Source organism: Thiomonas sp., assembly GCF_054608695.1.
Genome location: NZ_JBTRXV010000019.1, coordinates 30,168 through 53,338 on the forward strand (window position 1 = coordinate 30,168; position 23,171 = coordinate 53,338).

Genomic DNA, 23,171 nt, shown 5'->3' on the forward strand with positions numbered 1-23,171 from the left:
AATCGCCGGCACAGCAGACACTCGAGCTGGCTGCCTTGGTGACAGCCGTCGGCAGCTACCGCAGCCAGCCCATCAGCTTTCGCCTGGGGCCGGGGCAGACCTTGGCGCTGCTTGGCGGCAACGGCGCCGGCAAAACCACGCTGCTCGAAACCATCGCCGGCTTCCTGAAACCGCGGGCGGGCAAGGTTCTGTTGGCCGGAAGGGATTGCACCCATGCCCCACCCGAAGCCCGGCGCGTTGGCTATCTGTTCCAGACGGACGCCCTGTTTCCGCATCTGACCGTCGGCCAAAACCTGCAATTCGGGCGACTTGCCAGCGAGAACCTCGACACCCTGCTCGATCGCTTCGAGCTCCGCGACCTGGCCGCGCGCCGCCCAGGGCAACTGAGCGGCGGTGAGCGCCAGCGCGTGGCCCTGGCAAGAACCCTGGCGGGCAATCCGGATGCCGTGCTGCTGGATGAGCCACTCTCCGCCATTGACCCGGCGACACGCCCAGCCATGCGCGACGAGTTGGCACGCCACTTGCGCGCCTGTTCGGCGCCCTCCATCGTCGTCACGCACGATCCGGCCGAGGCCATGGCCCTTGGGCAGCTGGTGGGAGTGATGGATGCGGGCGAACTGCTGCAAATCGGCCCGGCTTCAGCCATGTTCACGCACCCAGCCCGTCTGCGGTCGGCCCAACTGCTGGGCGTTGAAAACATCTGGCAGGGTGTCGTTGCGGCCTTGCCAGACAACGGCACGGTACGGATACGCCTCGGCTTGGAACCCGAGGCTTGCTGGATCGAGGCCCTGCGCGGCGATGAGCTTGCCGACTTGCAAATGGGTGCCCGCGTGCGCCTGTGCGTGCGCGCTGCCGACTTGCAACTCATCGCTCCAGGGCAAGCAGAACCAGACAGCCCCAACCAACTCGAGGTCCGACTTGTCGAACGCACCGACTTGGCTTCGGTCGTGCAACTGCACTGTCGCTTGGGCGACCGCCTCGACATCCTGGCCTACGTCCTGCCCTGGCAATTGCGAGGCTGGCCCCTGGCGCCTGGCCACACGCTGCGCTTGCACCTTGCCGCAGAGGCCATGCATGTGCTGCCTGCCTGAAGCCTGATGCATCAGGTGGGTAGACTTCAGCATCCTGGTTCTCAAGCTCCGCATTTCAACCCCAACCATGCGACTCATCGGCAACATCATCTGGCTGGTTCTTGGCGGCTTCTTCATGGGCCTGGCTTGGTGGTTGGCAGCCCTGCTCTGCGCCATCACCATCGTCGGCATCCCCTGGGCGGTCGCGGCATTTCGCATTGGCACATTCAGCTTCTGGCCCTTCGGCCAGCGCGTTGTGGACAAGCCAGAGGGGGCCGTTGCCGCTGGCCTGAGCACCATTGGCAATCTGATCTGGGCCGTTTTCTTCGGGTGGTGGCTGGCGTTGGGGCATTTGATCTCGGCGGTGCTGTGTGCCATCACCATCATCGGCATACCCTTTGCGCTTCAACACATCAAGCTTGCCGCACTTTCATTTTTCCCCTACGGCAAGCAGATCGTCCCCATCGTGGATTGATTGATGTTGGGCCGCGCGAGTGCCCATTGCATTGCGCGCTGAGAAAAAGTACCGCCGCCCGAAGTTCCCTGATCCCCTCGGGGCGATCAGATCAAACCGAGTTGGAGCAGCTGCGTTGGCTCGTCCAGAATGAATTGCGCGCCCCAATGGCGCGGCTCCTGGTGGCCGCAATAGCCATAAGCAGCCGCCACAGCTCCCATGCCAGCCGCATGCGCGGCCTGCATGTCGCGCAAATCATCGCCGACATAAAGGCACCGTTGCGCAGGCACACCGAGCACGGCAGACGCATGCAAAAGCGGATCGGGTGCAGGTTTGGGTTTGGCTGTGGTGTCCCCGCTCACGACACAGCCAGGCGGGAATGGCAGCGGCATACAAGCCAGCAGCTGATGCGTCAGCGTGGCCACCTTGTTCGTGACAATGCCCCATGGAATCGCCTGATCCGCCAGTTGCCGGAGGACCCGCTCAACGCCGGGAAACAGGCGCGTGTGGACGCAGATGTCTTGCGCGTAATTGCGCAGAAACTCATCGCGTAGCGGTAGATACCCGGCGTGGTCCGGCCCCAACTCGAAACCGACCTGGATCAGGCCCCGCGCCCCATGCGAAGCCATGGGCCGTAACAACGCCAATGGCAACGCCTCCATGCCTCGCTCCAGGCGCATGCGGTTGAGTGCAGCAGCCAAATCTGGCGCCGTATCGGCCAGCGTTCCGTCCAGGTCGAACAAGATAGCTTGGAAAGGCGGCGTCATGCTGCGCGCCGGCACGCAAAAAAATAATTCACGTCGACATTCGCGCCGAGACGAAATGTCCGGTCCAGCAAGCCGAATTCCAGGCCCTTGAATTCAACGGGCTCCAGGCCCGAGCTCCGTGCCCAGCTTGCAAGCTCGCTGGGCCTGATGAATTTGGCATAGGAATGGGTGCCTTTGGGCAGTAGGCGCAAAAGATATTCAGCGCCCAGAATGGCCATGGCGAACGCCTTGACGTTGCGATTGATGGTGGAGAAAAAGACCCAGCCACCAGGGCGCACCAGCATTGCAGCGGCTTGCACGACCGAGGCCGGATTCGGGACGTGCTCCAGCATTTCCATGCAGCACACGACATCGAATTGCCCTTTTTGCTCGGAAGCGAGCTGCTCGGCGGAGATCAGCCGGTAGTCCACGGACAGGCCGGATTCCAGTGCATGAAGCCCCGCCACCTTGAGCGCTTTCTCCGCCAGATCGATGCCGGTGACCTGCGCGCCGACGGCGGCCATCGACTCGCTGAGTATGCCGCCGCCACAGCCGATATCCAGCACGCGGCGACCGGCCAAGCTGGCATGGCTCTGGATCCAATCCAACCGCACCGGGTTGATGTCATGCAGCGGCTTGAACTCGCCATTCAAATCCCACCAGCGATGCGCCGCATCTCCGAATTTTTTCAACTCCGCAGCTTCAGCATTCATGTTCGATCCCTTCTGGATGTGCTGGAAGATTGTCGACAGCTTTCCATGCTATCCGCCCGGCTCAAAAAAAAGCCCCGCCGAAGCGGGGCTTTTCGAACCGAGACGGATCTTGATTACTTGGTCACAGTGCGTGAGCCAACAATCTCGACCACAGCGCGGCGGTTAGGTGCCTGGCACTCGATCTGTTTCTTGAAGGTGCCCTTGCAGCTCTTGGGGTCGACACGGAAATCGGTCTTGCCCTTGCCTTCGATGTAGATCTTGTCAGCAGGAATGCCCTTGCTCACCAGATAAGCCTTGACCGCTTCAGCACGACGCAGCGAGAGCTTCTGGTTGTAGGCAACGCTGCCGAAGCTGTCGGTGTAGCCGGTGGAGATGACGGTTTCCAGATTGACAGCCTTGATCTTGTCAGCCAGATCGTCCAGCGATTGTTTGCCGGCTGGCTGCAGAACAGCCTTGTTGAACTGGAAGAAGGCGTCCGCCGAATAGGTGACCTTCTCGCTCACGGGCACAGGAGCAGGCACGGGGGCAGGTGCTGGAGCCGGGGCAGGTGCCGGGGCTGGAGCCGGAGCAGGTTCCACGGCCTTGGCGACGATGGCACCATCGCAGCCCTCGGCGGCAGTTGCCGGAGTCCAGAAGTTGTCGCGCCAGCACAGAGTGTTGTCCCCATTTTTCCAGACCAGACCGAACGGGTCCTTCCAGTTGTCGATGGTTTTCGCGTCTTGAGCGAAGGCAACCGTGCTTGCTGTGGCGGCTAGCGCCGTCACGACCAGGAGTTTTGCGAATTCGTTGGCTTTAATCATCGTTCTTTCCTCTCAAAAGTAAGGACCGCAATCAATCTTATACGGACATCATAGAGCGTCAAGCCTGCGAGTTACAGACCTGCGCCGGGATCAGTCATCAGCCGTGTCAATTCTGCCACATCGCCTCTGTGAGTTCGATGACATTTATGGACATCACCGATCGGATGCCTTAACCGCAGGCAGCAAGATTCGAGAGTGCGTCATTGCCGATTCAGCCCTAAACCGCGCTGCTACCATTGAAGGCTTGATTTGAAATAGCACTGCTCATGCAAACCCGCAGCAGTGCCCCGCACTGGGTCCCGAATGTCCGCCTACGCCAAAGAAACCCTTCCAGTCAGTCTGGAAGAAGAAATGCGCCGTTCCTACCTGGATTACGCGATGAGCGTGATTGTCGGGCGCGCCCTCCCGGATGTGCGCGACGGCTTGAAACCGGTGCACCGCCGGGTGTTGTTTGCTATGCACGAACTCAGCAACTCCTGGAACCGGCCGTATAAAAAATCGGCCCGTATCGTGGGCGATGTGATCGGTAAATACCACCCGCACGGCGACCAGTCGGTCTATGACACCATCGTGCGCATGGCGCAGGATTTCTCCTTGCGCTACATGCTGGTGGACGGCCAGGGCAATTTCGGCTCGGTGGATGGCGACAACGCCGCGGCGATGCGCTACACCGAAATCCGTCTGGCCAAGATTGCCCATGAAATGCTGGCCGACCTCGATAAGGAAACGGTGAATTTCGGCCCGAATTACGACGGTTCCGAGCAGGAACCGCTGGTCTTGCCGGCGCGTATTCCCAACCTCCTGCTCAATGGTTCGGCCGGCATTGCTGTGGGCATGGCCACCAATATTCCACCGCATAACCTGGGGGAGTTGGTCGACGGCTGCCTGCATCTGCTGCGTCATCCGCAAGCGGATGTCGAAGAACTGATGCAGCACATCCCGGCACCGGACTTCCCGACTGCCGGCATCATTTATGGCCTGACCGGCGTGCGCGACGCCTACCGCACCGGGCGCGGCCGGGTGGTGATGCGCGCACGTTGCCACTTCGAGGACATCGATCGCAGCCAGCGCCAGGCCATCATCGTCGATGAGCTTCCCTACCAGGTGAACAAACGGACCCTGCTGGAACGCATCGCCGAACTGGTGCAGGAGAAAAAGCTGGAGGGCATCAGCCACATCCAGGACGAATCGGACAAATCCGGCATGCGCGTGGTGATCGAACTCAAGCGCGGTGAACTGGCCGAGGTGGTGCTCAACAAGCTCTACAAGCAGACGCAGTTGCAGGACACCTTCGGCGTCAACATGGTGTGCCTGGTGGACGGCCAGCCGCGCCTGCTGAACCTCAAGCAGATGCTGGCCGCCTTCCTGCAGCATCGGCGCGAGGTCATCACCCGCCGCAGCGTGTTCGAGCTGCGCAAGGCGCGCGAGCGCGGTCATGTGCTCGAAGGCCTGGCCGTTGCCCTGGCCAACCTGGACCGCATGATCGAACTGATCAAGGCCGCGCCCACGCCGCCCATCGCCAAGGAAGGCTTGCTGGCCGAGGTGTGGGCGCCGGGTGAGGCGCGTGCCATGCTGGCGCGTGTCGAGGGCAATCCCGCTGATTTCCAGCCTGACGACCTGGACCCGCGTTATGGCCTGAAGACCGATGGCTACCACCTGTCCGACGTGCAGGCCCAGGAAATCCTGCAAATGCGCCTGCAGCGGCTGACTGGCCTGGAGCAGGACAAGATCGTGCAGGAATACAAGGATGTCATGGCGCAGGTGGCCGATCTGCTCGACATCCTGGCCAAGCCAGAGCGCATCACCGTCATCATTGCCGACGAGTTGGCCGCGCTCAAGACTGAATTCAACGATGCGCGCCGCTCGACCATCGAGCCGAACGCGACCGAGCTGGACATCGAAGACCTGATCACCCCGCAAGACATGGTGGTGACGATCTCGCACGTGGGCTATATCAAGAGCCAGCCCATGGATGAGTACCGCGCCCAGCGCCGCGGCGGCCGGGGGAAACTGGCCACCGGAACCAAGGAAGACGACTGGATCGATCAGCTCTTCGTCGCCAACACCCACGCCATGCTGTTGTGCTTCTCGAATCGCGGCCGGGTGTATTGGATGAAGGTGTATGAAGCGCCCCAGGGTGGGCGCGGCTCGCGCGGCAGGCCGCTGGTGAATCTGTTCCCGCTGGCGGAAGGCGAAAAAATCACGGTCGTGCTGCCGGTGAAGGCGTTCGACGAGGATCATTTCGTCTTCATGGCCACGGCGCGCGGCACGGTGAAGAAGACGCCGCTGTCGGCTTTCGCCAACCGCCGCACCGCCGGCATCATCGCCTGCGGGCTGGACGATGACGACTACCTCGTGGGCGTGGCCATCACCGACGGCCAGCACGACGTGATGCTGTTCTCCGACTCCGGCAAGGCCGTGCGCTTCGACGAAAACGATGTGCGCCCGATGGGCCGCGAGGCGCGCGGCGTGCGCGGCATGAATCTGGAGGACGGGCAGAACGTCATCGCCATGCTGGTGGCCGAGGACGAGAGCCAGAGCGTGCTGACGGCCACCGAAAACGGTTTCGGCAAGCGCACTTCCATCGTCGAATACACCCGCCACGGCCGCGGCACCAAGGGCATGATCGCCATCCAGACCAGCGAGCGCAACGGCAAGGTCGTGGCGGCTTGCCTGGTGCGCGCGGATGACGAGATCATGCTCATCACCGACACGGGGGTTCTGGTGCGAACCCGCGTGGCCGAGATCCGCGAACTCGGCCGGGCCACGCAGGGCGTCACGCTCATCGCCCTGGACGACAAGGCACAGCTCATCGGCGTGCAGCGCGTGGCGGAATCGGATGCCCAGGTGATCGAGGCCGAGCCGGATTCCGAGCCAGGCGTCGAACCGCCGCAAGATTCCAGCGACGATGCCTGAGCGGCTGCCATCCACCATGCTGCAACGCCCCTACAACTTTTCCGCCGGGCCGGCCGCGATGCCGGACGAGGTCTTGCAACAGGCTGCCGCCGAGATGCTGGACTGGCATGGCAGCGGCATGAGCGTGATGGAAATGAGCCATCGTGGCCCGCAATTCGGCAGCATCCTGGCCCAGGCCGAGGCCGACCTGCGGGAACTGCTGGCCATCCCTGCCGACTACCACGTGCTGTTCATGCAGGGCGGCGCGCTGGCCGAAAACGCCATCGTGCCGCTGAATCTGTCGCGCGGGGCCAAGGCGGATTACGTCGTCACGGGTTCGTGGTCGCAGAAAAGCCAGTTGGAAGCGCGCAAATTCTGCGACGTGCATCTGGCAGCAAGCACCCACGACACCACGGGCTATGGTTTGATTCCGCCGCTGGACATGTGGAATCCGCGGCATGACGCGCAGTATCTGCACTACTGCGCCAACGAAACCATCGATGGCGTGGAGTTCCACGTCGTGCCCACCCAGTTCAGCCTGCCACTGGTGGCCGATATGTCGTCCACCATCCTGTCGCGCCCCATCGACGTCGCAGCCCATGCCTGCATCTATGCCGGGGCGCAAAAGAACATCGGCCCCGCCGGCCTGACGCTGGTCATCGTCCATCGCGACATCGTCGGCCACGCCCTGCCCTCCTGTCCCAGTGCCTTCGACTACGGCGTGGTCGCGAAGAACGCTTCCATGTACAACACCCCACCAACCTATGCCATCTATGTGGCGGGGCTGGTGTTCCAGTGGGTCAAGCGCCAGACCGAAGACGCACTGCGGGGTATCGCCGCCATCGCCGAGCGCAACCGCAAGAAAGCCGATTTGATCTATGCCTGCATCGACGCCTCGGAGCTGTTTACCAGCCGCGTCGCGCGCGAATGCCGCTCGCGCATGAATGTGCCGTTTTTTCTGCGCGACGCGAGCCTGAACGACGCCTTCCTGCAAGGGGCGCAGCAACGCCAACTGCTCCAGCTCAAAGGCCACAAGTCCGTGGGGGGCATGCGTGCCAGCATCTACAACGCCATGCCCTTGGCCGGCGTCCAGGCTTTGGTCGATTACATGCACGAGTTCGAGCGCAGCCACTGACATCCTCCCGATGGATACCGACCTCACACCCCTGCGCGACCGGATCGACGCGATTGATCGCCAATTGCTCGAGCTGCTGAACCAGCGTGCCCGCCACGCCCAGGACATCGGGCAGCACAAGCACCGCGCCGGTCAGCCGGTGTTTCGGCCCGAGCGTGAGCGCGAAGTCATCGCCAAGGTGCTGCAAGCCAACGCCGGCCCGCTGCTGAGCGACGGCGTGACGGCGATCTGGCGCGAAATCATGTCGGCCTGCCGTGCCCTGGAGGCGCGTCAGCAGGTGGCTTTTCTCGGCCCGGAGGGAACGTACAGCGAACAGGCAGCGCGCCAGTTTTTCGGCTCCAGCTGCAGCTTCGCTGCTTGTACCGATCTGGATGAGGTCTTCCGCAGCCAGCTCAGCGGCAGCAGCGCCTTTGCGGTGGTGGCCATCGAAAACTCCACCGAAGGCGCAGTCGCCCGCACGCTGGATTTGCTGCTGGCGCATCCCGTGCAGATTTGCGGCGAAATCAGCCTCGCCATCCACCACAACTTGCTGCGCCGGCACGACGGGCTTGACGGCGTCGCCGCCGTGCTGGCCCATCCTCAGGCCCTGGCGCAGTGTCGGCAATGGCTGGACAAGCACCTACCCGGCGTCGAACGCCGCGCTGTGTCGAGCAACGCCGAAGGAGCGCGCCTGGCCGCGCATGACGCGAGCCTGGCCGCGATTGCCGGTGAGCAGGCTGCGAGCCAATACGCGCTGCAGGTTGCCGCCCCCCGCATTCAGGACGAGGCGCAGAACCGCACCCGTTTCATCGTGCTCGGTGGCCAGCCCACCCAGCCCAGCGGACATGACCGCACCAGCCTGATCCTCGCCGTGCCGAACCGTGCCGGCGCCGTGTTCGGCATGCTCAAGCCGCTGGCCGCTCATGGTGTGAGCATGAGCCGTTTCGAATCGCGCCCGGCCCGCTCCGGCGCCTGGGAATATTTTTTCTACGTCGACATCGAGGGCCACCAGGACGACGCCCGCGTCGCGCGTGCGCTCGATGCCCTGCGTCAATCCTGCGCCTTCTTCAAAAACCTCGGCTCCTACCCCATCGGGCGGGAATGACTGCAAGTGTCTTTTGCAGAAATGCCAGCCGCAACCACCTGAATCGCCCATCACCATGCCCACATCGTCCAGCGCTCCGCAATGGGGCACCGATTACGTCCGCACCATCTCGCCCTACGTGGGCGGCCGGCCCATTGCGGAAGTTGCCCGCGAAATCGGCATGGACGAGACCCGCATCGTCAAGCTCGCCTCGAACGAAAACCCGCTGGGCATGTCGCCCGCTGCGCGCCAGGCCATCGTCGATGCGCTGGCCGAATCGCCCCGCTACCCCGACAACGACAGCTATGCCCTGCGCCAGGCGCTGGCCGCGCACCTGGGCGTGCCGGCCGACTGGATCGTGCTGGGCCACGGCTCCAGCGACATCCTGGAAATGGCCGCACGCGCCTTGCTGAGCGAGGGTGACTCCTGCGTCTATTCGCAGTACGGCTTCATCGTCTATCCGCTGGCGGTGCAGCAGGCCGGAGCGCGGCACATCGTCGTGCCGGCCCGCGATTACGGCCACGACCTGCCGGCCATGGCTGGCGCCATCGAGCCGTCCACCCGGCTGGTGTTCGTGGCCAACCCCAACAACCCCACCGGCACCCTGGCGTCGGCCGAGGCGATCGCCGCCTTCCTGCAGCGCGTGCCGCCGGACGTGGTCGTGGTGCTGGACGAGGCCTATGTCGAATACCTCGACCCGGCACTGCGCACCGACAGCATCGCGCTGCTGCGCAAGCATCCCAATCTGGTCGTGTCCCGCACCTTTTCCAAGGCTTATGGCCTCGCGGGATTGCGCATTGGCTACGCCGCGGCGCACCCGGCATTGGCCGACGTGCTCAACCGCGTGCGCTCGGCTTTCAATACCAGCACGGTGGCGCAGGCCGCCGCGCTTGCTGCCCTCGCCGATGCCGACTTCCTGCAACGCGCCGTGGAGGTCAACCGCACCGGCATGGCCCAACTGACGGCAGCTTTTGACGAACTCGGCTTGCGCCACTTGCCTTCGCACGGCAACTTCGTGCTGGTGCGCATGGGAGAAGACGACCAAGCCGGCGCCCGCATCAACGCGGCCCTGCTCAAGCAGGGCGTGATCGCCAGACCGGTTGGGAATTACGGCCTGGGTCCATGGCTGCGCATTTCGGTGGGGCTGGAGGCCGAAAATGCGCGCTGCATCGGGGCGCTGCGCAGCGCCTTTGGGGCGCGCTGAATCCATGGACACCTTGATCGGTACCTACGCCGACACTCCCGCGAAACCGCAGTTCAAACGTCTGGCCATTCTGGGCGTGGGCCTGCTGGGTGGCTCGTTCGCCTTGGCGGCCAAGCATGCAGGCCTGGCGCAGGAAATCGTGGGTTACAGCAAGTCGCCCTCCACCATCAAGGCGGCGAAAGCGGCCAAGGTCATCGACCACGGCGCCGACTCGGCGCTGCATGCCGCCACCGGCGCCGACCTGATCCTGCTGGCCGTGCCGGTCTCGGCCATCGGCCCCCTGCTCAAGCAGATTCGCATCGGCCTGTCGCCCCACGCCCTGGTGATGGATGTCGGCAGCACCAAGGGCGATGTGGCCGCCGCCGCGCAGGAGGCTCTGGGCGAAGTGGCCAGCCGCCAGTTCGTACCTTGCCACCCCATTGCCGGGGGCGAGCACAGCGGGGTGCAGTACGCGCGCTCGGCGCTGTTCGATGGCCGCCGCGTCGTCATCACGCCGATGGCCAACAACCCCGACCGTTTCGTCGAGGTCGCTTCGCAAATCTGGGAGGCGGTCGGTGGCGTGGTGTCCATCATGGACCCATCCGAGCACGATGCCGCTTTCGCGGCCGTGAGCCATCTGCCCCACCTGGTGGCCTTCGCCTACGTCTACGCCATGGCGCGCCAGCCCAAGGGCGGCAGCTACTTGCAGCTCGCCGGCCCTGGCTTTCGCGACTTCACCCGCATCGCCGCCAGCGACCCCACCCTGTGGCGCGATGTGTTCAGCGCCAACAGCGCCGAAACCCTGCAGCAATTGCAGTTGTTCAAGCAGGCCATCGCCGGCTTCGAGGCGCAGATGCGCCAGGGCAACTGGAGCGTGCTGGAGTCCCTCATTCGCCAAGCCAGCCAGTCGCGCAAGGACTGGGCCTCGCCGTCTCCCGCCGATGACATCGCCTGAATTTCTCGACCTGCCCCCGCTGATCGGCGCCGGCGGCACGGTTCGCCTGCCCGGCTCCAAAAGCATTTCCAACCGCGTGCTCCTGCTGGCCGCGCTGGCCAGCGGCCCGACTGACATCACCGGTCTGCTCGATTCCGACGACACCCGCGTGATGCTCGCCGCGCTGCACGCGCTGGGCGTGAAGGTGGAGCAGAGCGACGCCGTCACCCTGGTGCACGGTTGCGGCGGCCGCTTTCCTGTGGGCAAGGCCGATTTGTTCATGGGCAACGCCGGAACCGCCATCCGCCCGCTCACCGCGGCGCTCGCGCTGCTTGGCGGCGGCTACACCCTGCGTGGCGTGCCGCGCATGCACGAGCGCCCGATCGGCGATCTGGCCGACGCCTTGCGCGCCATAGGCTGCGACATTGAATACGGCGCCCAGCCCGGCTACCCGCCGCTGCGCATCGGCATGGGGCTGGTCGACATCGCCGCCCCCATCCGCGTCCGCGGCGATGTCTCCAGCCAGTTCCTCACGGCCCTGCTGCTGGCGCTGCCGCTGGTGGCTGGCACGCGCGACATCACCATCGAAGTCGCCGGCACGCTGATTTCCCGCCCTTATGTGGACATCACGCTGAAGCTGCTGGCGCGCTTCGGCGTGCAGATCGAGCACCAGAACTGGCAGCGTTTCATCATCGCTGCCGGCAGCCGCTACGTCAGTCCGGGGCGCATCGCGGTGGAGGGCGACGCCTCCTCCGCATCGTATTTCCTGGCCGCCGGCGTGCTCGGCAGTCTGCACGGCCAGGGCGAAGCCGTGCGGGTGGAGGGCGTGGACGCCCGCAGCATTCAGGGCGACGTGGAATTTGCCCATGTGCTCGAACGCCTGGGGGCGAACGTCGAATGGGGCGATGGCTACATCGCCACGCGTGGCCTGCAAGCCGGGCGCAGCCAACTGGCGGGAGGGGGAATCGACTGCCTGGCGATACCCGACGCCGCCATGACCCTGGCCCTCACCGCCCTGTTTGCCGCGTCTCCCACCCTGCTGACCGGCATCGGCAGCTGGCGGGTGAAAGAGACCGATCGCATCGCCGCCATGGCCACCGAACTCGCCAAGATCGGCGCCCATGTCCAGTCCGGCGATGATTGGCTGCGCATCGAACCCTTGGCCGATGCGCACTGGCGCAATGCCAGCATTGCCACTTACGACGACCACCGCATGGCCATGTGCTTCTCGCTGGCCAGCTTCGGGCCGACTGACATCCGCATCCTCGAACCCGGCTGCGTCTCCAAGACTTTCCCCGGCTATTTCCTGGCCTTCGCCGCGATAGCGCGTCCCGTTCCCGTCATCACCATCGACGGCCCCACCGCATCCGGCAAAGGCACGGTGGCTTCGCATCTGGCGCAAGCCCTGGGCTTTCACTACCTCGACTCGGGCGCGCTGTACCGCGCCACCGCCCTGCTGGCGCAGCGCCAGGGCATTGCGCTGGACGACGAAGCGGCGCTGGCCGAGCTGGCCCGGCACCTGCCCATCCGCTGCGAAGGCAGCGCCGTGTGGCTGGGGCCAGAAAACGCCAGCGAGGCCATACGCACCGAAGCCGTTGGTCAGGCGGCCTCCACGCTCTCGGCCCTGCCCGCCGTGCGGCGCGCCTTGCTCGAGCTGCAGCACAGCCTGCGCCGGGCACCGGGCCTGGTGGCGGACGGGCGCGACATGGGCACCGTGGTGTTCCCGGGAGCGCGGCTCAAGGTGTTTCTCACCGCCGACGCTCATGCTCGCGCGCAGCGGCGGTATAAGCAATTGATTTCTAAAGGGATTTCAACTACAATATCCAACGTTTTGCACGAGCTCGAACAACGCGATGCGCGCGATACCCAGCGCAGTGTTGCAGCCCTCAAGCCCGCGCAGGATGCGCTGCCCCTCAACACCTCCGAGCTCGACGTCGATCAGACCGTGCGTCAGGTGCTGCAGTGGTGGCGTCAACGTTCCTGAGTTCGCGCAGCAGCCGTACTCAGGTTGTGCAACCAACCCCGCGGGGCCACCTGCGGATTTGCGAGTCTGTCCATGTCAGTCAACCCTAGCGCCAGCACGTCTGGCGAATCTTTCGCCGCTCTGTTCGAAGAGTCGCTCAAGACGCGCGATATGCGCACCGGTGAGGTCATCACCGCAGAAGTGGTCGGTGTCGATCCCAACTTCGTGATCGTCAACGCCGGCCTGAAGTCGGATGCCTACATCCCTCTCGAAGAATTCAAGAACGACCATGGCGAAATTGAAGTCAAGGTCGGCGATTTCGTTTCGGTCGCCATCGATGCGCTCGAAAACGGCTATGGCGACACCATGCTGTCGCGCGACAAGGCCAAGCGCCTGGCCTCCTGGATGTCGCTGGAAAAAGCGCTCGAATCCGGCGAGTTCGCCGAAGGCACCGTGACCGGCAAGGTCAAGGGCGGCCTGACCGTGATGATCAACGGCATTCGCGCCTTCCTGCCCGGCTCCCTGCTCGACACCCGCCCGGTGAAGGACACCACGCCGTACGAAAACAAGACCATGGAGTTCAAGGTCATCAAGCTCGACCGCAAGCGCAACAACGTCGTGCTGTCGCGTCGTGCCGTGGTCGAAGCCAGCCAGGGCGAAGAACGCGCCAAGCTGCTGGAGAACCTCAAGGAAGGCCAGATCGTCACCGGCGTGGTCAAGAACATCACCGACTACGGCGCTTTCGTCGACCTCGGCGGCATCGACGGCCTGCTGCACATCACCGACCTGGCCTGGCGTCGTGTGCGCCACCCCAGCGAAGTGGTCACGCCCGGCCAGGAAGTCACCGCCAAGGTGCTCAAGTACGACGTGGAAAAGAACCGCGTCTCGCTCGGCCTCAAGCAAATGGGCGACGACCCCTGGGTCGGCGTGGCGCGCCGCTACCCGGCCAGCACCCGTCTGTTCGGCAAGATCACCAATCTCACCGACTACGGCGCGTTCGTCGAGATCGAGCCCGGCATCGAAGGTCTGGTGCACGTTTCTGAGATGGACTGGACCAACAAGAACGTGGCCCCCAGCAAGATCGTCCAGCTCGGCGACGAAGTGGAAGTGCAGGTGCTGGAAATCGACGAAGACCGTCGCCGCATCAGCCTGGGCATGAAGCAGTGCCGCGCCAACCCCTGGGACGAGTTCGCCGCCAACCACAAGCGTGGCGACAAGGTCACGGGTCCGGTCAAGTCCATCACCGACTTCGGCGTGTTCATCGGCCTGCCAGGCGGGATCGACGGCCTCGTGCACATGTCCGACCTGTCCTGGAACGAGACCGGCGAAGCCGCCGTGCGCAACTACAAGAAGGGCCAGGACGTCGAGGCGCTGGTTCTTGGCATCGACATCGAGCGTGAGCGTATTTCCCTTGGCATCAAGCAGATGGAAGGCGATCCGTTCATGAACTTTGCCGCCATGAACGACAAGGGCAAGGTTGTCGAAGGCACCGTCAAATCCGTGGATGCGAAGGGCGCCACCATCGACCTCGGCGACGACATCGAAGGCTATCTGCGCGCCTCCGAAATCTCGCGCGACCGCGTCGAAGATGCCCGCAACTTGCTGAAAGAAGGCGACCAGGTCTCGGCCATGGTCATCAACATCGACCGCAAGAACCGCAGCATCCAGCTCTCGGTCAAGGCCAAGGACAGCGTGGACCAGCAAGAGGTCATGAACCGCCTGGCCGGCGAGCAGCGCGAAGCCACGGGCACCACCAATCTGGGGGCCCTGCTGCGCGCCAAGCTCGACAATCAGCAACAAGAGTAAGTTGTTTTGGAACGAGCGCCCGCCGGCCACAAGTCAGGCGGGCGTTTTTTTAAGCGGCCTCTGTTTAAGCGATGAATTTCAAAAACCCATTCGAAACGGGTCCATCCAATCCACCTGCTGCAACTTCAACCCTTGCCATGACCCGTTCCGATCTGGTGGATTTGCTTGCCGAGCGCTTTGCTCAACTGACCCATCGCGATGCCGAGTTGGCCGTGAAGACCATACTCGACGCGCTATCCGACGCGCTGGAAAACAGCCACCGCGTTGAGATTCGCGGCTTCGGCAGTTTTTCCGTCAGCCATCGCCCCGCACGCATCGGCCGCAACCCGCGTTCCGGCGAACAAGTCATCGTGCCGGAAAAGCGCATGCCCCATTTCAAACCCGGCAAGTCCTTACGCCTGCTGGTCGACCAGCCCGAGGCTGCTGCCTCGACGCCGGCCTCCAACCTCAAATCCAGCACCTGAGCCACAAAGCGGCTGGCCTTTCACGCGCCCGCATGGGCCGATCGGCCCATGCGGCAGTCCATCAGTTCGGCACGACAAGACGCTCGCGCCAAGCCGTCGCGACCACGGCGTCTTCTCCAGGATTTCCCTTCGCGCTCGCCGCCTAAAATGCGCGCTACTGCGCACTCCACGCGCGGTCTTTCGAACTCCTACCCATGCGCGCCCTCAACTGGTTCGTCCGTCTGATTCTGTTCCTGCTGCTGTTCGGCCTGGCGCTGAACAACCTGGAGCCCACGGTTCTCCATTTGCTGTTCGGCACTCAATGGACCGCCCCGCTGTTCGTGTTGTTGCTGGCGGCGTTCACGTTGGGCGCCGTGCTCGGAGCCCTGGCCATGCTGCCGGGCTGGATGCGTGCGCGTCGCACCCAGGTCGCTCGAAATCCTGGTCCCAACATGCCGGCGCTGGAGCCCCAGGAGCAAGCGCCCGTGCGGCCTGTGCCCACCGCCATCGACGGAAGCACGCCCGATGGAGTTTGAGCTGTGGTGGCTGCTCGCGCTGCCCATCACCTTCGGGCTGGGCTGGTTGGGTTCCAGGCTGGACCTGCGCCAGTGGAAGCGTGAGAGCGAGCTCAAGCGCGATGCTCCCCTGTCCTATTTCCGTGGCCTGAATTTCCTGCTCACCGAGCAGCAGGACAAAGCGATCGACGCCTTCATCGAGGCCGTCACCGCTGACCCGAACACGGTGGATTTGCACTTCGCGCTCGGCAACCTGTTCCGCCGGCGCGGCGAGTACGAACGTGCCGTGCGCGTGCACCAGAATCTGCTGTCGCGCAACGACCTTCCCGCTGCCGAACGGCAACGCGCCCAGATCGCGCTCGCGCAGGATTTTTTCAAGGCGGGTCTGCTCGACCGTGCCGAAGCTGTCTACACCACGCTGGCGGCATCACCCTACAAGTCGGAGGCGCTGGCGGCCTTGCTGCAAATTCACGAACGCACCAAGGAATGGCCGCGCGCCATCGACATCGCCGGCCAACTCGAACGTCTGGGCGCCGGCAGCTATGGCCGGCAGATCGCGCATTACTGGTGCGAACTCGGCCTGCAACGCCAGCAGTCGGGTGACATCCAGGGCATGCAGGAGGCGCTGGAGCAGGCGGTGCAGGCGCAGCCCCAGGCGGTACGGCCCTGGCAATTGCGCGCCGCCATCGCCCAGCAGCAAGACAATCCGCCGCAGGCACTCGAGCACTTGCGCCACATTGCGCAAATGCAGCCCGATTTCACCGCGCTCGTCGCGCTGGATGCGGCGCGTTTGTTCCTGCAACTCGGCCAGGCCGATGCCGGCCGCGCCTGGCTGCTGGCCCAGTTGCAGGACTACCCCGCCATCGATGTGCTCGATGCCGTGCTTCTGCTCGAAGCCGACGCCAGCGAGCGTTACCACCTGGCGCTCTCGTATTTGCAGACCCACAAGAGCCTGCTGTCCGCGCGCCGCGTGCTCGACCAGTCCAGCACCGCCTTGTCGCCCGAACCGGCGCGGCTGGCGCTGGCGCAAGCCGTGGAAGGCGCGCTCAAAACCCGGCAGCGCTACCGTTGCGCCGCCTGCGGCTTCGAGGCGCGCAATTACACCTGGCATTGCCCGGCCTGCCAGGGCTGGGAAACGTATCCGCCGCGCCGCACCGAAGAACTCCAACTCATCACTCCATGACCGCCGATCAACTCGCCAAGGCCCGCGTGCTCGTCGTGGGCGACGTCATGCTCGACCGCTACTGGTTCAGCGCGGTGGAGCGCATCTCGCCCGAAGCGCCCGTCCCGGTCGCTCTGGTGCAGCGCGAAGAAGACCGCATGGGCGGCGCCGCCAATGTGGCGCTCAATGCCGCCAGCCTCGGTGCCCAGACCACGCTGCTGTCGGTGGTGGGCTCGGACGACGCCGGACGGCGCCTGGCCCATCTCGTCACCGACTCGCCCATCCGCAGCGCCATGCGCCAGATCGTGGGGCTCAGGACCACGATGAAACTGCGCGTGGTCTCGCGTCAGCAGCAACTCATCCGCATGGACTTCGAGTCCATGCCCGACCACGAGGTGCTGCTCGACCTGATGGACCGCTACGAGCAGGAACTCGACCTGCACGACGTGGTGCTGCTGTCCGACTACGGCAAGGGCGGGCTCACCCACGTGGCGCGCATGCTCGAGATGGCGCGGCTGCGCGGCAAGCCGGTGCTGGTCGACCCCAAGGGGCGCGACTACTCGCGCTACAAGGGCGCCACGCTCATCACCCCCAACCGCGCCGAGTTCGCGCTCGCCACCGGCGACTGGCAAGGCGAGGCCGAGCTGCAACAGCATGCCGACAAGCTGCGCGCCGCGCTCGGGTTGCAGGCCGTGCTCGTCACCCGCGCGGAAGACGGCATGAGCTTGTTCACCGACGCCGGCCACTTGCACGTGCAGGCCGCGGCCAAGGAGGTGTTCGACGTCTCGGGCGCGGGCGACACCGTCATCGCCACCCTGGCCGTGATGCTCGGCGCCGGCAGCAGCCTGGAAGAGGCGGTACGCACCGCCAACCGCGCCGCCGGCATCGTCGTCGGCAAGCTGGGCACCGCCAGCGCCACGCCCGCCGAACTCTGGCCGCAGCCCTGAATGTGCCGCCCCGATTCGGATTCACACGCAAGAACCCACGTAAGAGCGCACGCCCCACCATGACCCAGCACATCATCGTCACCGGCGCGGCCGGCTTCATCGGCAGCAACATCGTGCGCGGCCTGAATGCACGCGGCATCACCGACATCATCGCCGTCGACAACCTCACCCAGGCCGACAAATTCCACAATCTGGTGGATGTGCAGATCAGCGACTATCTCGACAAAACCACCTTCTACGCCGACTTCGCGCAAGGCCGTTTCGGCAAGGTCGATGCCATCTTCCACCAAGGCGCCTGCTCCGACACCATGGAGCACAACGGCCGCTACATGCTGGACAACAATTACGCCGCAAGCAAGCTCTTGCTCGACGCCTGCCAGGCCAGCGGCACGCGTCTGCTCTACGCCTCCAGCGCCGCCACTTATGGCGGCTCCACCAGCTTCATCGAGCAGCCGCAGTTCGAGCGCCCGCTCAACGTCTACGGCTATTCCAAGCTGCTGTTCGACCAAGTGGTGCGCCGCGCCCTGCCTGCGGCGCGCAGCCAGGTTGCCGGGTTTCGCTACTTCAACGTCTACGGCCCCGGCGAGCAGCACAAGGGGCGCATGGCCTCGGTGGCGTTTCACCACTTCAACCAGTACCGCAGCGACGGCAAGGTGAAGTTGTTCGGCAGCTACGGCGGCTACGGCCCCGGCGCTCAAATGCGCGACTTCGTCTACATCGACGACGTCGTCGCAGTGAACCTCTGGTTCTTCGATCACCCGGAGCACAGCGGCGTGTTCAACCTCGGCAGCGGCCGTGCCCAGCCCTTCAACGACGTGGCCTACGCCGTCATCAACAGCCTGCGTGGCGCGCACGAACTGCAAGCGCTGAGCCTGGAGCAGATGGTGCGGGACAAGCTGGTGGAGTACATCGACTTCCCCGCCGCCCTGGTCGGCAAATACCAATGCCATACCGAGGCCGACCTCCAAAACCTGCGCGCCACCGGTTGCAACCACGTCTTCACCGACGTCGCCATGGGCGTGGGCAGTTATATGCGGCGCCTGTTGCAACATCTGCCGCATTGACGCTGTGGCGCTTCTCTCCAACCGCACCAAGCCCCACCCCGCAGGATCGACGCCATGAAAACCGCCCTTCTCCGCGCCATGCTGGCAGGCGGCCTGCTCGCCCTGGCTGCGACCGCGCACGCTGCCACCGAGGTCAACACCGCGACCCAGTCGGAACTGGAAAGCATCCATGGCTTGGGCGTCACGCGGGTCGAGCAAATTCTCGCGGAGCGCGAGCACAACGGCCCTTACACCGACGCCGCCGATCTGGCGCGGCGCATCCCGGGTCTGGGCCGCAAGTCGGTGCGGCAGTTGCAGGAAAACGGCTTGAGCATCAACGGCCAGACAGCGGCACCTTCGCCTGGCAACTGATCAGCGCTGGCTCCACAGCCAGGCCGCTCCGCGCACGCCGGACGAGTCGCCGTGCTGCGCGGGCAGCAAACGGCTACGCACCGCATCCGAAAACGCCCACGCGCCCCAGCGCAGCGGCACCTCGGCGTACAACTCCGCCACATTGCTCATGCCGCCGCCCAGCACGATCACATCCGGGTCGAGGAGGTTGATGACGACGCCAAGCCCCCGCGCCAGCCGGTCGCAATAGCGGGTGAAACTCGCCCGCGCCGCAGCATCACCCGCGCGCATGGCAGCGATGATGTCGGGCGCAGTCAAGGCCTGCCCGGTGTGCGCCGCATGGTCGGCGGCAAAACCCGGACCGCTCAGCCAGGTTTCGATGCAACCCAGTTGCCCGCACCAGCAATGCGGCCCTGGCAGTTCACGCCACGCTGTGTGCGGGCGCGGCCAGGGCAAGGGGTTGTGGCTCCACTCCCCGCCGATGGCGTTCGCGCCCAGCCAATCGGCACCGTCGATGGCGATGCCAGCACCCACGCCAGTGCCCAGAATCACCCCGAACACCATGCGCGCACCCTGCCCCGCGCCGTCCACCGCCTCGCTCACCGCCAGGCAGTTGGCGTCGTTGCGCACCCGCACCGGGCGCGCCAGCGCCTGCTCCAGATCGCGCAGCAGGGGCTGGCCGTTGAGCGCGGTGGAGTTGGCATTGCGAATCAGCCCGCTCGTCGGCGACAGCGACCCTGGAATCGCCACGCCCACAGGCAGCGCGCTCGCCCCGATCCGCCCCAGCCGCGCGTCCGCCAAGGCCACCAACTCCGTCATCACCCGCAACGTGCCCGCATAGTCGCCTTGCGGCGTGGCCTGCCGCTCGCGCAGCAGAAAGCGCCCCTGCGCATCGAGCGCGGCGACTTCGATCTTGGTGCCGCCAAGGTCGATACCGAGAAAAACATCAGGCGTCACGGCGATGGTCAAAGTCGTGTTCTGGATAGGCAAGGTTTCGCATCGTGACCGCGTCGGTTAGCGCAGGCCGTACCAAACGCCCCGACCGCTGCCATGCTGAATCAAAGCGCCGCGTTCGACCAAGGCGCGGAAATGCTGCTTGAGGGTGTTGCGGCTCGCCCCGGCCAGACGGGTGATGGCCGATGCCGCCCAGCCTGGAGCGGGCGAGCGCCTCGTTGCTGACTCGTGCATGGGTATGCGCCGCCACGACGAGGTCGGTCCCTTCCGGGATTGCGCCTGCCGGCACGATCTTCGGGTTGTCCAGCACGAAACAGGCACCTGGGCGGCTTGCGCTGCGAGCGCCAGCCGGTCGTCTGCGGCCGGCGCGACGACGTGCACGATCTCGACGCCATCGTTTCGCAAGGCCTTGAGCACCATCGCTCCAAAAAAGCGGGATCCACCAAAGTGCACTTCATTGAATCTCTCTCCTGTTGTTTGAGCCGGCCCCGAGGCTTGGGCCAGGGGCTTTTCAGGATTGCGCGCACACCCCGTGGAAGCTGGGCCTAGTTCAGCGCCGGCTCAATCCAGAAACTCGCAATGGGCTTCGACGTGGTCTGCAAGGTCAAGCGAATGCTGGCGCACCAGCTTTTCCGCCAGCTCCGTGTCGCGCTGCTCCAGCGCCTCGATGATGCCCAGGTGATCGACGATCGAGCGCGAGGCGCGGTCGCTTTGCGAAATGGTCATGCGCCGGATCGCCCGGACATGGATGAAGATGTTCTTGATCGCCTCCATGATGACCTGCGATTTCGACAACTGCACGATGGCCTGGTGAAAGGCGATGTTGGCGTCCGAATACTCCTGGATATGTTCGGCGGGGGTCGTGTCGCGGAAGTTGTCGAACATGTGCCGCAGCGACCGGATCTCCTCGTCGCTGGCCCGCTTGGTGGCCAGGCGCGCAGCCATGCTTTCGAGCGCTGCCCACATCTGGATCATTTCGACGATTTCGCGCTTGGTCTTGCGCACGACATAGATGCCGCGCCGCGGCACCATGCGCAGGAAGCCCTCCTGCTCGAGCAGGGTCATGGCCTCGCGGATCGGGGTGCGGCTGACGCCCAGCGCCTCGCTCAGGACGCGCTCGTCGAGACGGATTTCCTCGCGGGTCTGGTAGATGTCGGCATCGGCAATCGCCTGGCGCAGCATGGCATAGGCCTGATCGCGCAGGCTCGCGACCGGGTTGATCGGCTGCAGCGACAGGGTCAGGGTGTTGGCCCGTGCTTCAGTTGGAGAAACGATGGACATTCATTGACCCGTACTGTGCTTGCAAATGCCCCGGCCAACCGCCTGGGCGACGCTGCCGGCGAGCCGTGGGAGTTCCTGTGAAGGCTCATCCGCCTTCACAGGAATGCTGTCGGCCAGCAAAAACGTCGCAGCCGAACCTGCCGCGATCAACTCAATGGCGAAAATGAACAACGATGACGTATCCATGAAAACTCCCGATCCTGCTCGATGCAAAAGTGGTTGAAGAGTTTTCATTTTACGCTGCGCTGCAACAAAATTTCAACGCATCCTCGATACAGTATACAAAAAACAACGAGTCTTGCCCACGTTCTTTGCGACCCCTGAAAACCTGCACGGGCCATGACCATGGCCTGCAACACGGCGCGGGCCTGCGTTGGCAGCGGATGGCGCGGCTTATTGCCGCAGCAGCACCATTTTTTCTCTCAGCTTGATGAGGGCGAGCACGGCATCGGCCAGTGGCGTCGGCCGGCCGACCAGGCGTCCGATTTCCTGGATCACGCCCAGCAAGGGATCGATCTCCATCGGCCTGCCCTGCTCCAGATCCTGCAACATGGATGTCTTGTGGCCGACGATGGCGCCGGCCCCGTCCAGGCGCCGTTCGATCCCGACCCGGAAGCGCACCCCCAGCAATTCGGCGAGTGCTTGCGCTTCCAGCATCATGCCGCGCGCCAGCGCGCGCGTCGCCGGGTCTGTGGTGATGACGTCCAGGGTCGCGTGCGTGAGCGCGCTGATGGGATTGAGGCACAAATTACCCCAGAGCTTGAGCCAGATCTCGTCGCGGATGTCGTTGCGTACCGGAGCGTCGAACCCTGCGGCCGTCATCACTTCGTGCAGGCGGGCAATCCGCTCCGTGGACTGTCCGCTCGGTTCGCCGATGGGGAATTTCTTGCCGTAGGCATGCTGGATCACCCCAGGGGCGATGAGATCGGCCGCCGGGTACAGCACGCAGCCGATGCCGCGTTCGGGTCCCAGGATGTTCCACTGCAGGCCGCCAGGATCCACGCTGTTCAGTACGGTGCCCGCATACGGGCCGCCATGCTGATGGAAATACCAATAAGGCAGTCCGTTCACTCCGGTGACCACGGCGGTATCCTGGCCCAGCAGCGGGTGCATCGACTCGACCGCGCCAGGCACTGAATGAGCCTTGAGCGTGATGAAAACATAGTCCTGAGGACCGAGTTCGGCGGGATTCGAGGTGCACGGAACCCGGACCACATGCTCCTGGCCGTCGATCCGCAGGCGCAGCCCATTCGTTTGCATGGCCTGAAGATGTGCTCCCCTGGCGATGAAGCTCACGTCGGCCCCGGCCCGGGCGAGCTGGCCTCCGATCAGGCCGCCAATGGCACCGGCACCAAAAATACAGACTTTCATCGCCCCCTCCTCTTTCATGTGTCCAATACGGCATGCAACGCGCCGTTCAGCGTGTCGGGAAAGACGTGGCGCTGACTGAACCATCGTGCATTTCGCCAGGCGCGTCCAGCACGGACGGTACGCTGCCAAAGATCCCTGGTCAATCGCGGGGCGCGCTCTGGATGCTTGCGATTCAAAGTCCTGGCCTGCCTCGCCCGTCTCAGCGCAGTTTTTGGTGGATGAGTTGGCCCATTTCCGACGGGTTGCGGGTGACGGTGAAGCCGCAGGCGTGCATCACTTCCAGCTTGGCTTCGGCGGTGTCGGCGCCGCCGGAGATGAGCGCGCCGGCATGGCCCATGCGCT

23 protein-coding genes and 1 pseudogene are annotated in these 23,171 nt (G+C 64.5%); 15 read left to right on the forward strand and 9 right to left on the reverse strand.

What is annotated here, in order from left to right; genetic code table 11:
• Window positions 1–38: 38 nt before the first annotated feature.
• On the forward strand, window positions 39–1,091 hold the full coding sequence (locus ACYCUK_RS09100; RefSeq protein ID WP_461594486.1) for an ABC transporter ATP-binding protein: 1,053 nt from the start codon (window positions 39–41) through the stop codon (window positions 1,089–1,091).
• A gap of 67 nt (window positions 1,092–1,158) precedes the next feature.
• On the forward strand, window positions 1,159–1,545 hold the full coding sequence (locus ACYCUK_RS09105) for a YccF domain-containing protein (protein WP_461594465.1): 387 nt from the start codon (window positions 1,159–1,161) through the stop codon (window positions 1,543–1,545).
• An 86-nt stretch (window positions 1,546–1,631) separates the two neighbouring features.
• Here ACYCUK_RS09105 and ACYCUK_RS09110 read toward each other — a convergent pair whose 3' ends face one another.
• The 3 genes from ACYCUK_RS09110 to ompA form a co-directional block, all read right to left on the reverse strand.
• Entirely contained in the window at window positions 1,632–2,291 is a 660-nt protein-coding gene (locus ACYCUK_RS09110) for an HAD family hydrolase (protein WP_461594466.1), read from the reverse strand.
• Window positions 2,288–2,983: a bifunctional 2-polyprenyl-6-hydroxyphenol methylase/3-demethylubiquinol 3-O-methyltransferase UbiG gene (gene ubiG, locus ACYCUK_RS09115; protein WP_461594467.1), complete on the reverse strand. Its 696-nt coding sequence runs from the start codon at window positions 2,981–2,983 to the stop codon at window positions 2,288–2,290. Before ubiG ends, ACYCUK_RS09110 begins: the two co-directional genes overlap by 4 nt.
• 113 nt (window positions 2,984–3,096) lie before the next feature.
• Window positions 3,097–3,783, reverse strand: a complete 687-nt coding sequence (gene ompA, locus ACYCUK_RS09120) for an outer membrane protein OmpA (RefSeq protein ID WP_461594468.1) — start codon at window positions 3,781–3,783, stop codon at window positions 3,097–3,099.
• A gap of 303 nt (window positions 3,784–4,086) precedes the next feature.
• On the opposite strand from ompA, the gene gyrA reads away from it, so the two are divergent.
• The 13 genes from gyrA to ACYCUK_RS09185 all read left to right on the forward strand — a co-directional run bounded on the left by gyrA (window position 4,087) and on the right by ACYCUK_RS09185 (window position 19,244).
• Complete coding sequence (gene gyrA, locus ACYCUK_RS09125; protein ID WP_461594469.1) at window positions 4,087–6,699, forward strand: DNA gyrase subunit A; 2,613 nt, start codon at window positions 4,087–4,089, stop codon at window positions 6,697–6,699.
• Window positions 6,700–6,718: 19 nt separating this feature from the next.
• On the forward strand, window positions 6,719–7,813 hold the full coding sequence (serC, locus tag ACYCUK_RS09130; protein WP_461594487.1) for a 3-phosphoserine/phosphohydroxythreonine transaminase: 1,095 nt from the start codon (window positions 6,719–6,721) through the stop codon (window positions 7,811–7,813).
• A 10-nt stretch (window positions 7,814–7,823) separates the two neighbouring features.
• Complete coding sequence (gene pheA, locus ACYCUK_RS09135; protein ID WP_461594470.1) at window positions 7,824–8,897, forward strand: prephenate dehydratase; 1,074 nt, start codon at window positions 7,824–7,826, stop codon at window positions 8,895–8,897.
• A 55-nt stretch (window positions 8,898–8,952) separates the two neighbouring features.
• On the forward strand, window positions 8,953–10,080 hold the full coding sequence (gene hisC, locus ACYCUK_RS09140) for a histidinol-phosphate transaminase (RefSeq protein WP_461594471.1): 1,128 nt from the start codon (window positions 8,953–8,955) through the stop codon (window positions 10,078–10,080).
• A gap of 4 nt (window positions 10,081–10,084) precedes the next feature.
• Window positions 10,085–11,014, forward strand: coding sequence for a prephenate dehydrogenase (locus ACYCUK_RS09145; RefSeq protein ID WP_461594472.1), 930 nt, complete (start codon window positions 10,085–10,087; stop codon window positions 11,012–11,014).
• The gene (locus tag ACYCUK_RS09150) at window positions 11,001–12,977 is read left to right on the forward strand and encodes a bifunctional 3-phosphoshikimate 1-carboxyvinyltransferase/cytidylate kinase (protein ID WP_461594473.1); all 1,977 of its coding nucleotides are present in this window, start codon (window positions 11,001–11,003) and stop codon (window positions 12,975–12,977) included. The genes ACYCUK_RS09145 and ACYCUK_RS09150 overlap by 14 nt, the downstream gene beginning before the upstream one ends.
• Window positions 12,978–13,049: 72 nt before the next feature.
• Window positions 13,050–14,762 (forward strand): 30S ribosomal protein S1, encoded by a 1,713-nt coding sequence (rpsA, locus tag ACYCUK_RS09155; protein ID WP_461594474.1) that lies wholly within the window; start codon window positions 13,050–13,052, stop codon window positions 14,760–14,762.
• Window positions 14,763–14,899: 137 nt separating this feature from the next.
• On the forward strand, window positions 14,900–15,226 hold the full coding sequence (locus ACYCUK_RS09160) for an integration host factor subunit beta (RefSeq protein ID WP_112486581.1): 327 nt from the start codon (window positions 14,900–14,902) through the stop codon (window positions 15,224–15,226).
• Between the two features lie 194 nt (window positions 15,227–15,420).
• Window positions 15,421–15,741 carry a lipopolysaccharide assembly protein LapA domain-containing protein gene (locus tag ACYCUK_RS09165; protein ID WP_461594475.1) on the forward strand — a complete coding sequence of 107 codons (321 nt, stop codon included), beginning with the start codon at window positions 15,421–15,423 and terminating at the stop codon, window positions 15,739–15,741.
• On the forward strand, window positions 15,731–16,903 hold the full coding sequence (lapB, locus tag ACYCUK_RS09170) for a lipopolysaccharide assembly protein LapB (protein WP_461594476.1): 1,173 nt from the start codon (window positions 15,731–15,733) through the stop codon (window positions 16,901–16,903). The genes ACYCUK_RS09165 and lapB overlap by 11 nt, the downstream gene beginning before the upstream one ends.
• Window positions 16,900–17,829 carry a D-glycero-beta-D-manno-heptose-7-phosphate kinase gene (rfaE1, locus tag ACYCUK_RS09175; RefSeq protein WP_461594477.1) on the forward strand — a complete coding sequence of 310 codons (930 nt, stop codon included), beginning with the start codon at window positions 16,900–16,902 and terminating at the stop codon, window positions 17,827–17,829. Before lapB ends, rfaE1 begins: the two co-directional genes overlap by 4 nt.
• A gap of 59 nt (window positions 17,830–17,888) precedes the next feature.
• Complete coding sequence (gene rfaD / locus ACYCUK_RS09180; RefSeq protein ID WP_461594478.1) at window positions 17,889–18,893, forward strand: ADP-glyceromanno-heptose 6-epimerase; 1,005 nt, start codon at window positions 17,889–17,891, stop codon at window positions 18,891–18,893.
• A 54-nt stretch (window positions 18,894–18,947) separates the two neighbouring features.
• Window positions 18,948–19,244 (forward strand): ComEA family DNA-binding protein, encoded by a 297-nt coding sequence (locus tag ACYCUK_RS09185; RefSeq protein ID WP_461594479.1) that lies wholly within the window; start codon window positions 18,948–18,950, stop codon window positions 19,242–19,244.
• Here ACYCUK_RS09185 and ACYCUK_RS09190 read toward each other — a convergent pair whose 3' ends face one another.
• The 6 genes and pseudogenes from ACYCUK_RS09190 to ACYCUK_RS09215 form a co-directional block, all read right to left on the reverse strand.
• Complete coding sequence (locus tag ACYCUK_RS09190) at window positions 19,245–20,213, reverse strand: ROK family protein (RefSeq protein WP_461594480.1); 969 nt, start codon at window positions 20,211–20,213, stop codon at window positions 19,245–19,247.
• Between the two features lie 24 nt (window positions 20,214–20,237).
• On the reverse strand, window positions 20,238–20,411 hold the full coding sequence (locus ACYCUK_RS09195) for a hypothetical protein (protein ID WP_461594481.1): 174 nt from the start codon (window positions 20,409–20,411) through the stop codon (window positions 20,238–20,240).
• A 327-nt stretch (window positions 20,412–20,738) separates the two neighbouring features.
• Window positions 20,739–21,458, reverse strand: a complete 720-nt coding sequence (locus ACYCUK_RS09200; RefSeq protein WP_461594482.1) for a GntR family transcriptional regulator — start codon at window positions 21,456–21,458, stop codon at window positions 20,739–20,741.
• On the reverse strand, window positions 21,459–21,692 hold the full coding sequence (locus tag ACYCUK_RS09205; RefSeq protein ID WP_461594483.1) for a hypothetical protein: 234 nt from the start codon (window positions 21,690–21,692) through the stop codon (window positions 21,459–21,461). It lies immediately after the preceding gene.
• Between the two features lie 159 nt (window positions 21,693–21,851).
• Window positions 21,852–22,829: a 2-dehydropantoate 2-reductase gene (locus tag ACYCUK_RS09210; protein ID WP_461594484.1), complete on the reverse strand. Its 978-nt coding sequence runs from the start codon at window positions 22,827–22,829 to the stop codon at window positions 21,852–21,854.
• Between the two features lie 199 nt (window positions 22,830–23,028).
• Window positions 23,029–23,171, reverse strand: a pseudogene (locus tag ACYCUK_RS09215) (succinate--CoA ligase subunit alpha); the annotation flags it as partial.

Excerpts from the sequence above, each read along its gene's own strand:
- ACYCUK_RS09105 (WP_461594465.1), top strand. The coding sequence starts at position 1,159 with ATGCGACTCATCGGCAACATCATCTGGCTGGTTCTTGGCGGCTTCTTC.
- ACYCUK_RS09110 (WP_461594466.1), bottom strand. The coding sequence starts at position 2,291 with ATGACGCCGCCTTTCCAAGCTATCTTGTTCGACCTGGACGGAACGCTG.
- ubiG (WP_461594467.1), bottom strand. The coding sequence starts at position 2,983 with ATGAATGCTGAAGCTGCGGAGTTGAAAAAATTCGGAGATGCGGCGCAT.
- ompA (WP_461594468.1), bottom strand. The coding sequence starts at position 3,783 with ATGATTAAAGCCAACGAATTCGCAAAACTCCTGGTCGTGACGGCGCTA.
- gyrA (WP_461594469.1), top strand. The coding sequence starts at position 4,087 with ATGTCCGCCTACGCCAAAGAAACCCTTCCAGTCAGTCTGGAAGAAGAA.
- pheA (WP_461594470.1), top strand. The coding sequence starts at position 7,824 with ATGGATACCGACCTCACACCCCTGCGCGACCGGATCGACGCGATTGAT.
- hisC (WP_461594471.1), top strand. The coding sequence starts at position 8,953 with ATGCCCACATCGTCCAGCGCTCCGCAATGGGGCACCGATTACGTCCGC.
- ACYCUK_RS09145 (WP_461594472.1), top strand. The coding sequence starts at position 10,085 with ATGGACACCTTGATCGGTACCTACGCCGACACTCCCGCGAAACCGCAG.
- ACYCUK_RS09150 (WP_461594473.1), top strand. The coding sequence starts at position 11,001 with ATGACATCGCCTGAATTTCTCGACCTGCCCCCGCTGATCGGCGCCGGC.
- rpsA (WP_461594474.1), top strand. The coding sequence starts at position 13,050 with ATGTCAGTCAACCCTAGCGCCAGCACGTCTGGCGAATCTTTCGCCGCT.
- ACYCUK_RS09160 (WP_112486581.1), top strand. The coding sequence starts at position 14,900 with ATGACCCGTTCCGATCTGGTGGATTTGCTTGCCGAGCGCTTTGCTCAA.
- ACYCUK_RS09165 (WP_461594475.1), top strand. The coding sequence starts at position 15,421 with ATGCGCGCCCTCAACTGGTTCGTCCGTCTGATTCTGTTCCTGCTGCTG.
- lapB (WP_461594476.1), top strand. The coding sequence starts at position 15,731 with ATGGAGTTTGAGCTGTGGTGGCTGCTCGCGCTGCCCATCACCTTCGGG.
- rfaE1 (WP_461594477.1), top strand. The coding sequence starts at position 16,900 with ATGACCGCCGATCAACTCGCCAAGGCCCGCGTGCTCGTCGTGGGCGAC.
- rfaD (WP_461594478.1), top strand. The coding sequence starts at position 17,889 with ATGACCCAGCACATCATCGTCACCGGCGCGGCCGGCTTCATCGGCAGC.
- ACYCUK_RS09185 (WP_461594479.1), top strand. The coding sequence starts at position 18,948 with ATGAAAACCGCCCTTCTCCGCGCCATGCTGGCAGGCGGCCTGCTCGCC.
- ACYCUK_RS09195 (WP_461594481.1), bottom strand. The coding sequence starts at position 20,411 with ATGCACGAGTCAGCAACGAGGCGCTCGCCCGCTCCAGGCTGGGCGGCA.
- ACYCUK_RS09200 (WP_461594482.1), bottom strand. The coding sequence starts at position 21,458 with ATGTCCATCGTTTCTCCAACTGAAGCACGGGCCAACACCCTGACCCTG.
- ACYCUK_RS09205 (WP_461594483.1), bottom strand. The coding sequence starts at position 21,692 with ATGAAAACTCTTCAACCACTTTTGCATCGAGCAGGATCGGGAGTTTTC.
- ACYCUK_RS09210 (WP_461594484.1), bottom strand. The coding sequence starts at position 22,829 with ATGAAAGTCTGTATTTTTGGTGCCGGTGCCATTGGCGGCCTGATCGGA.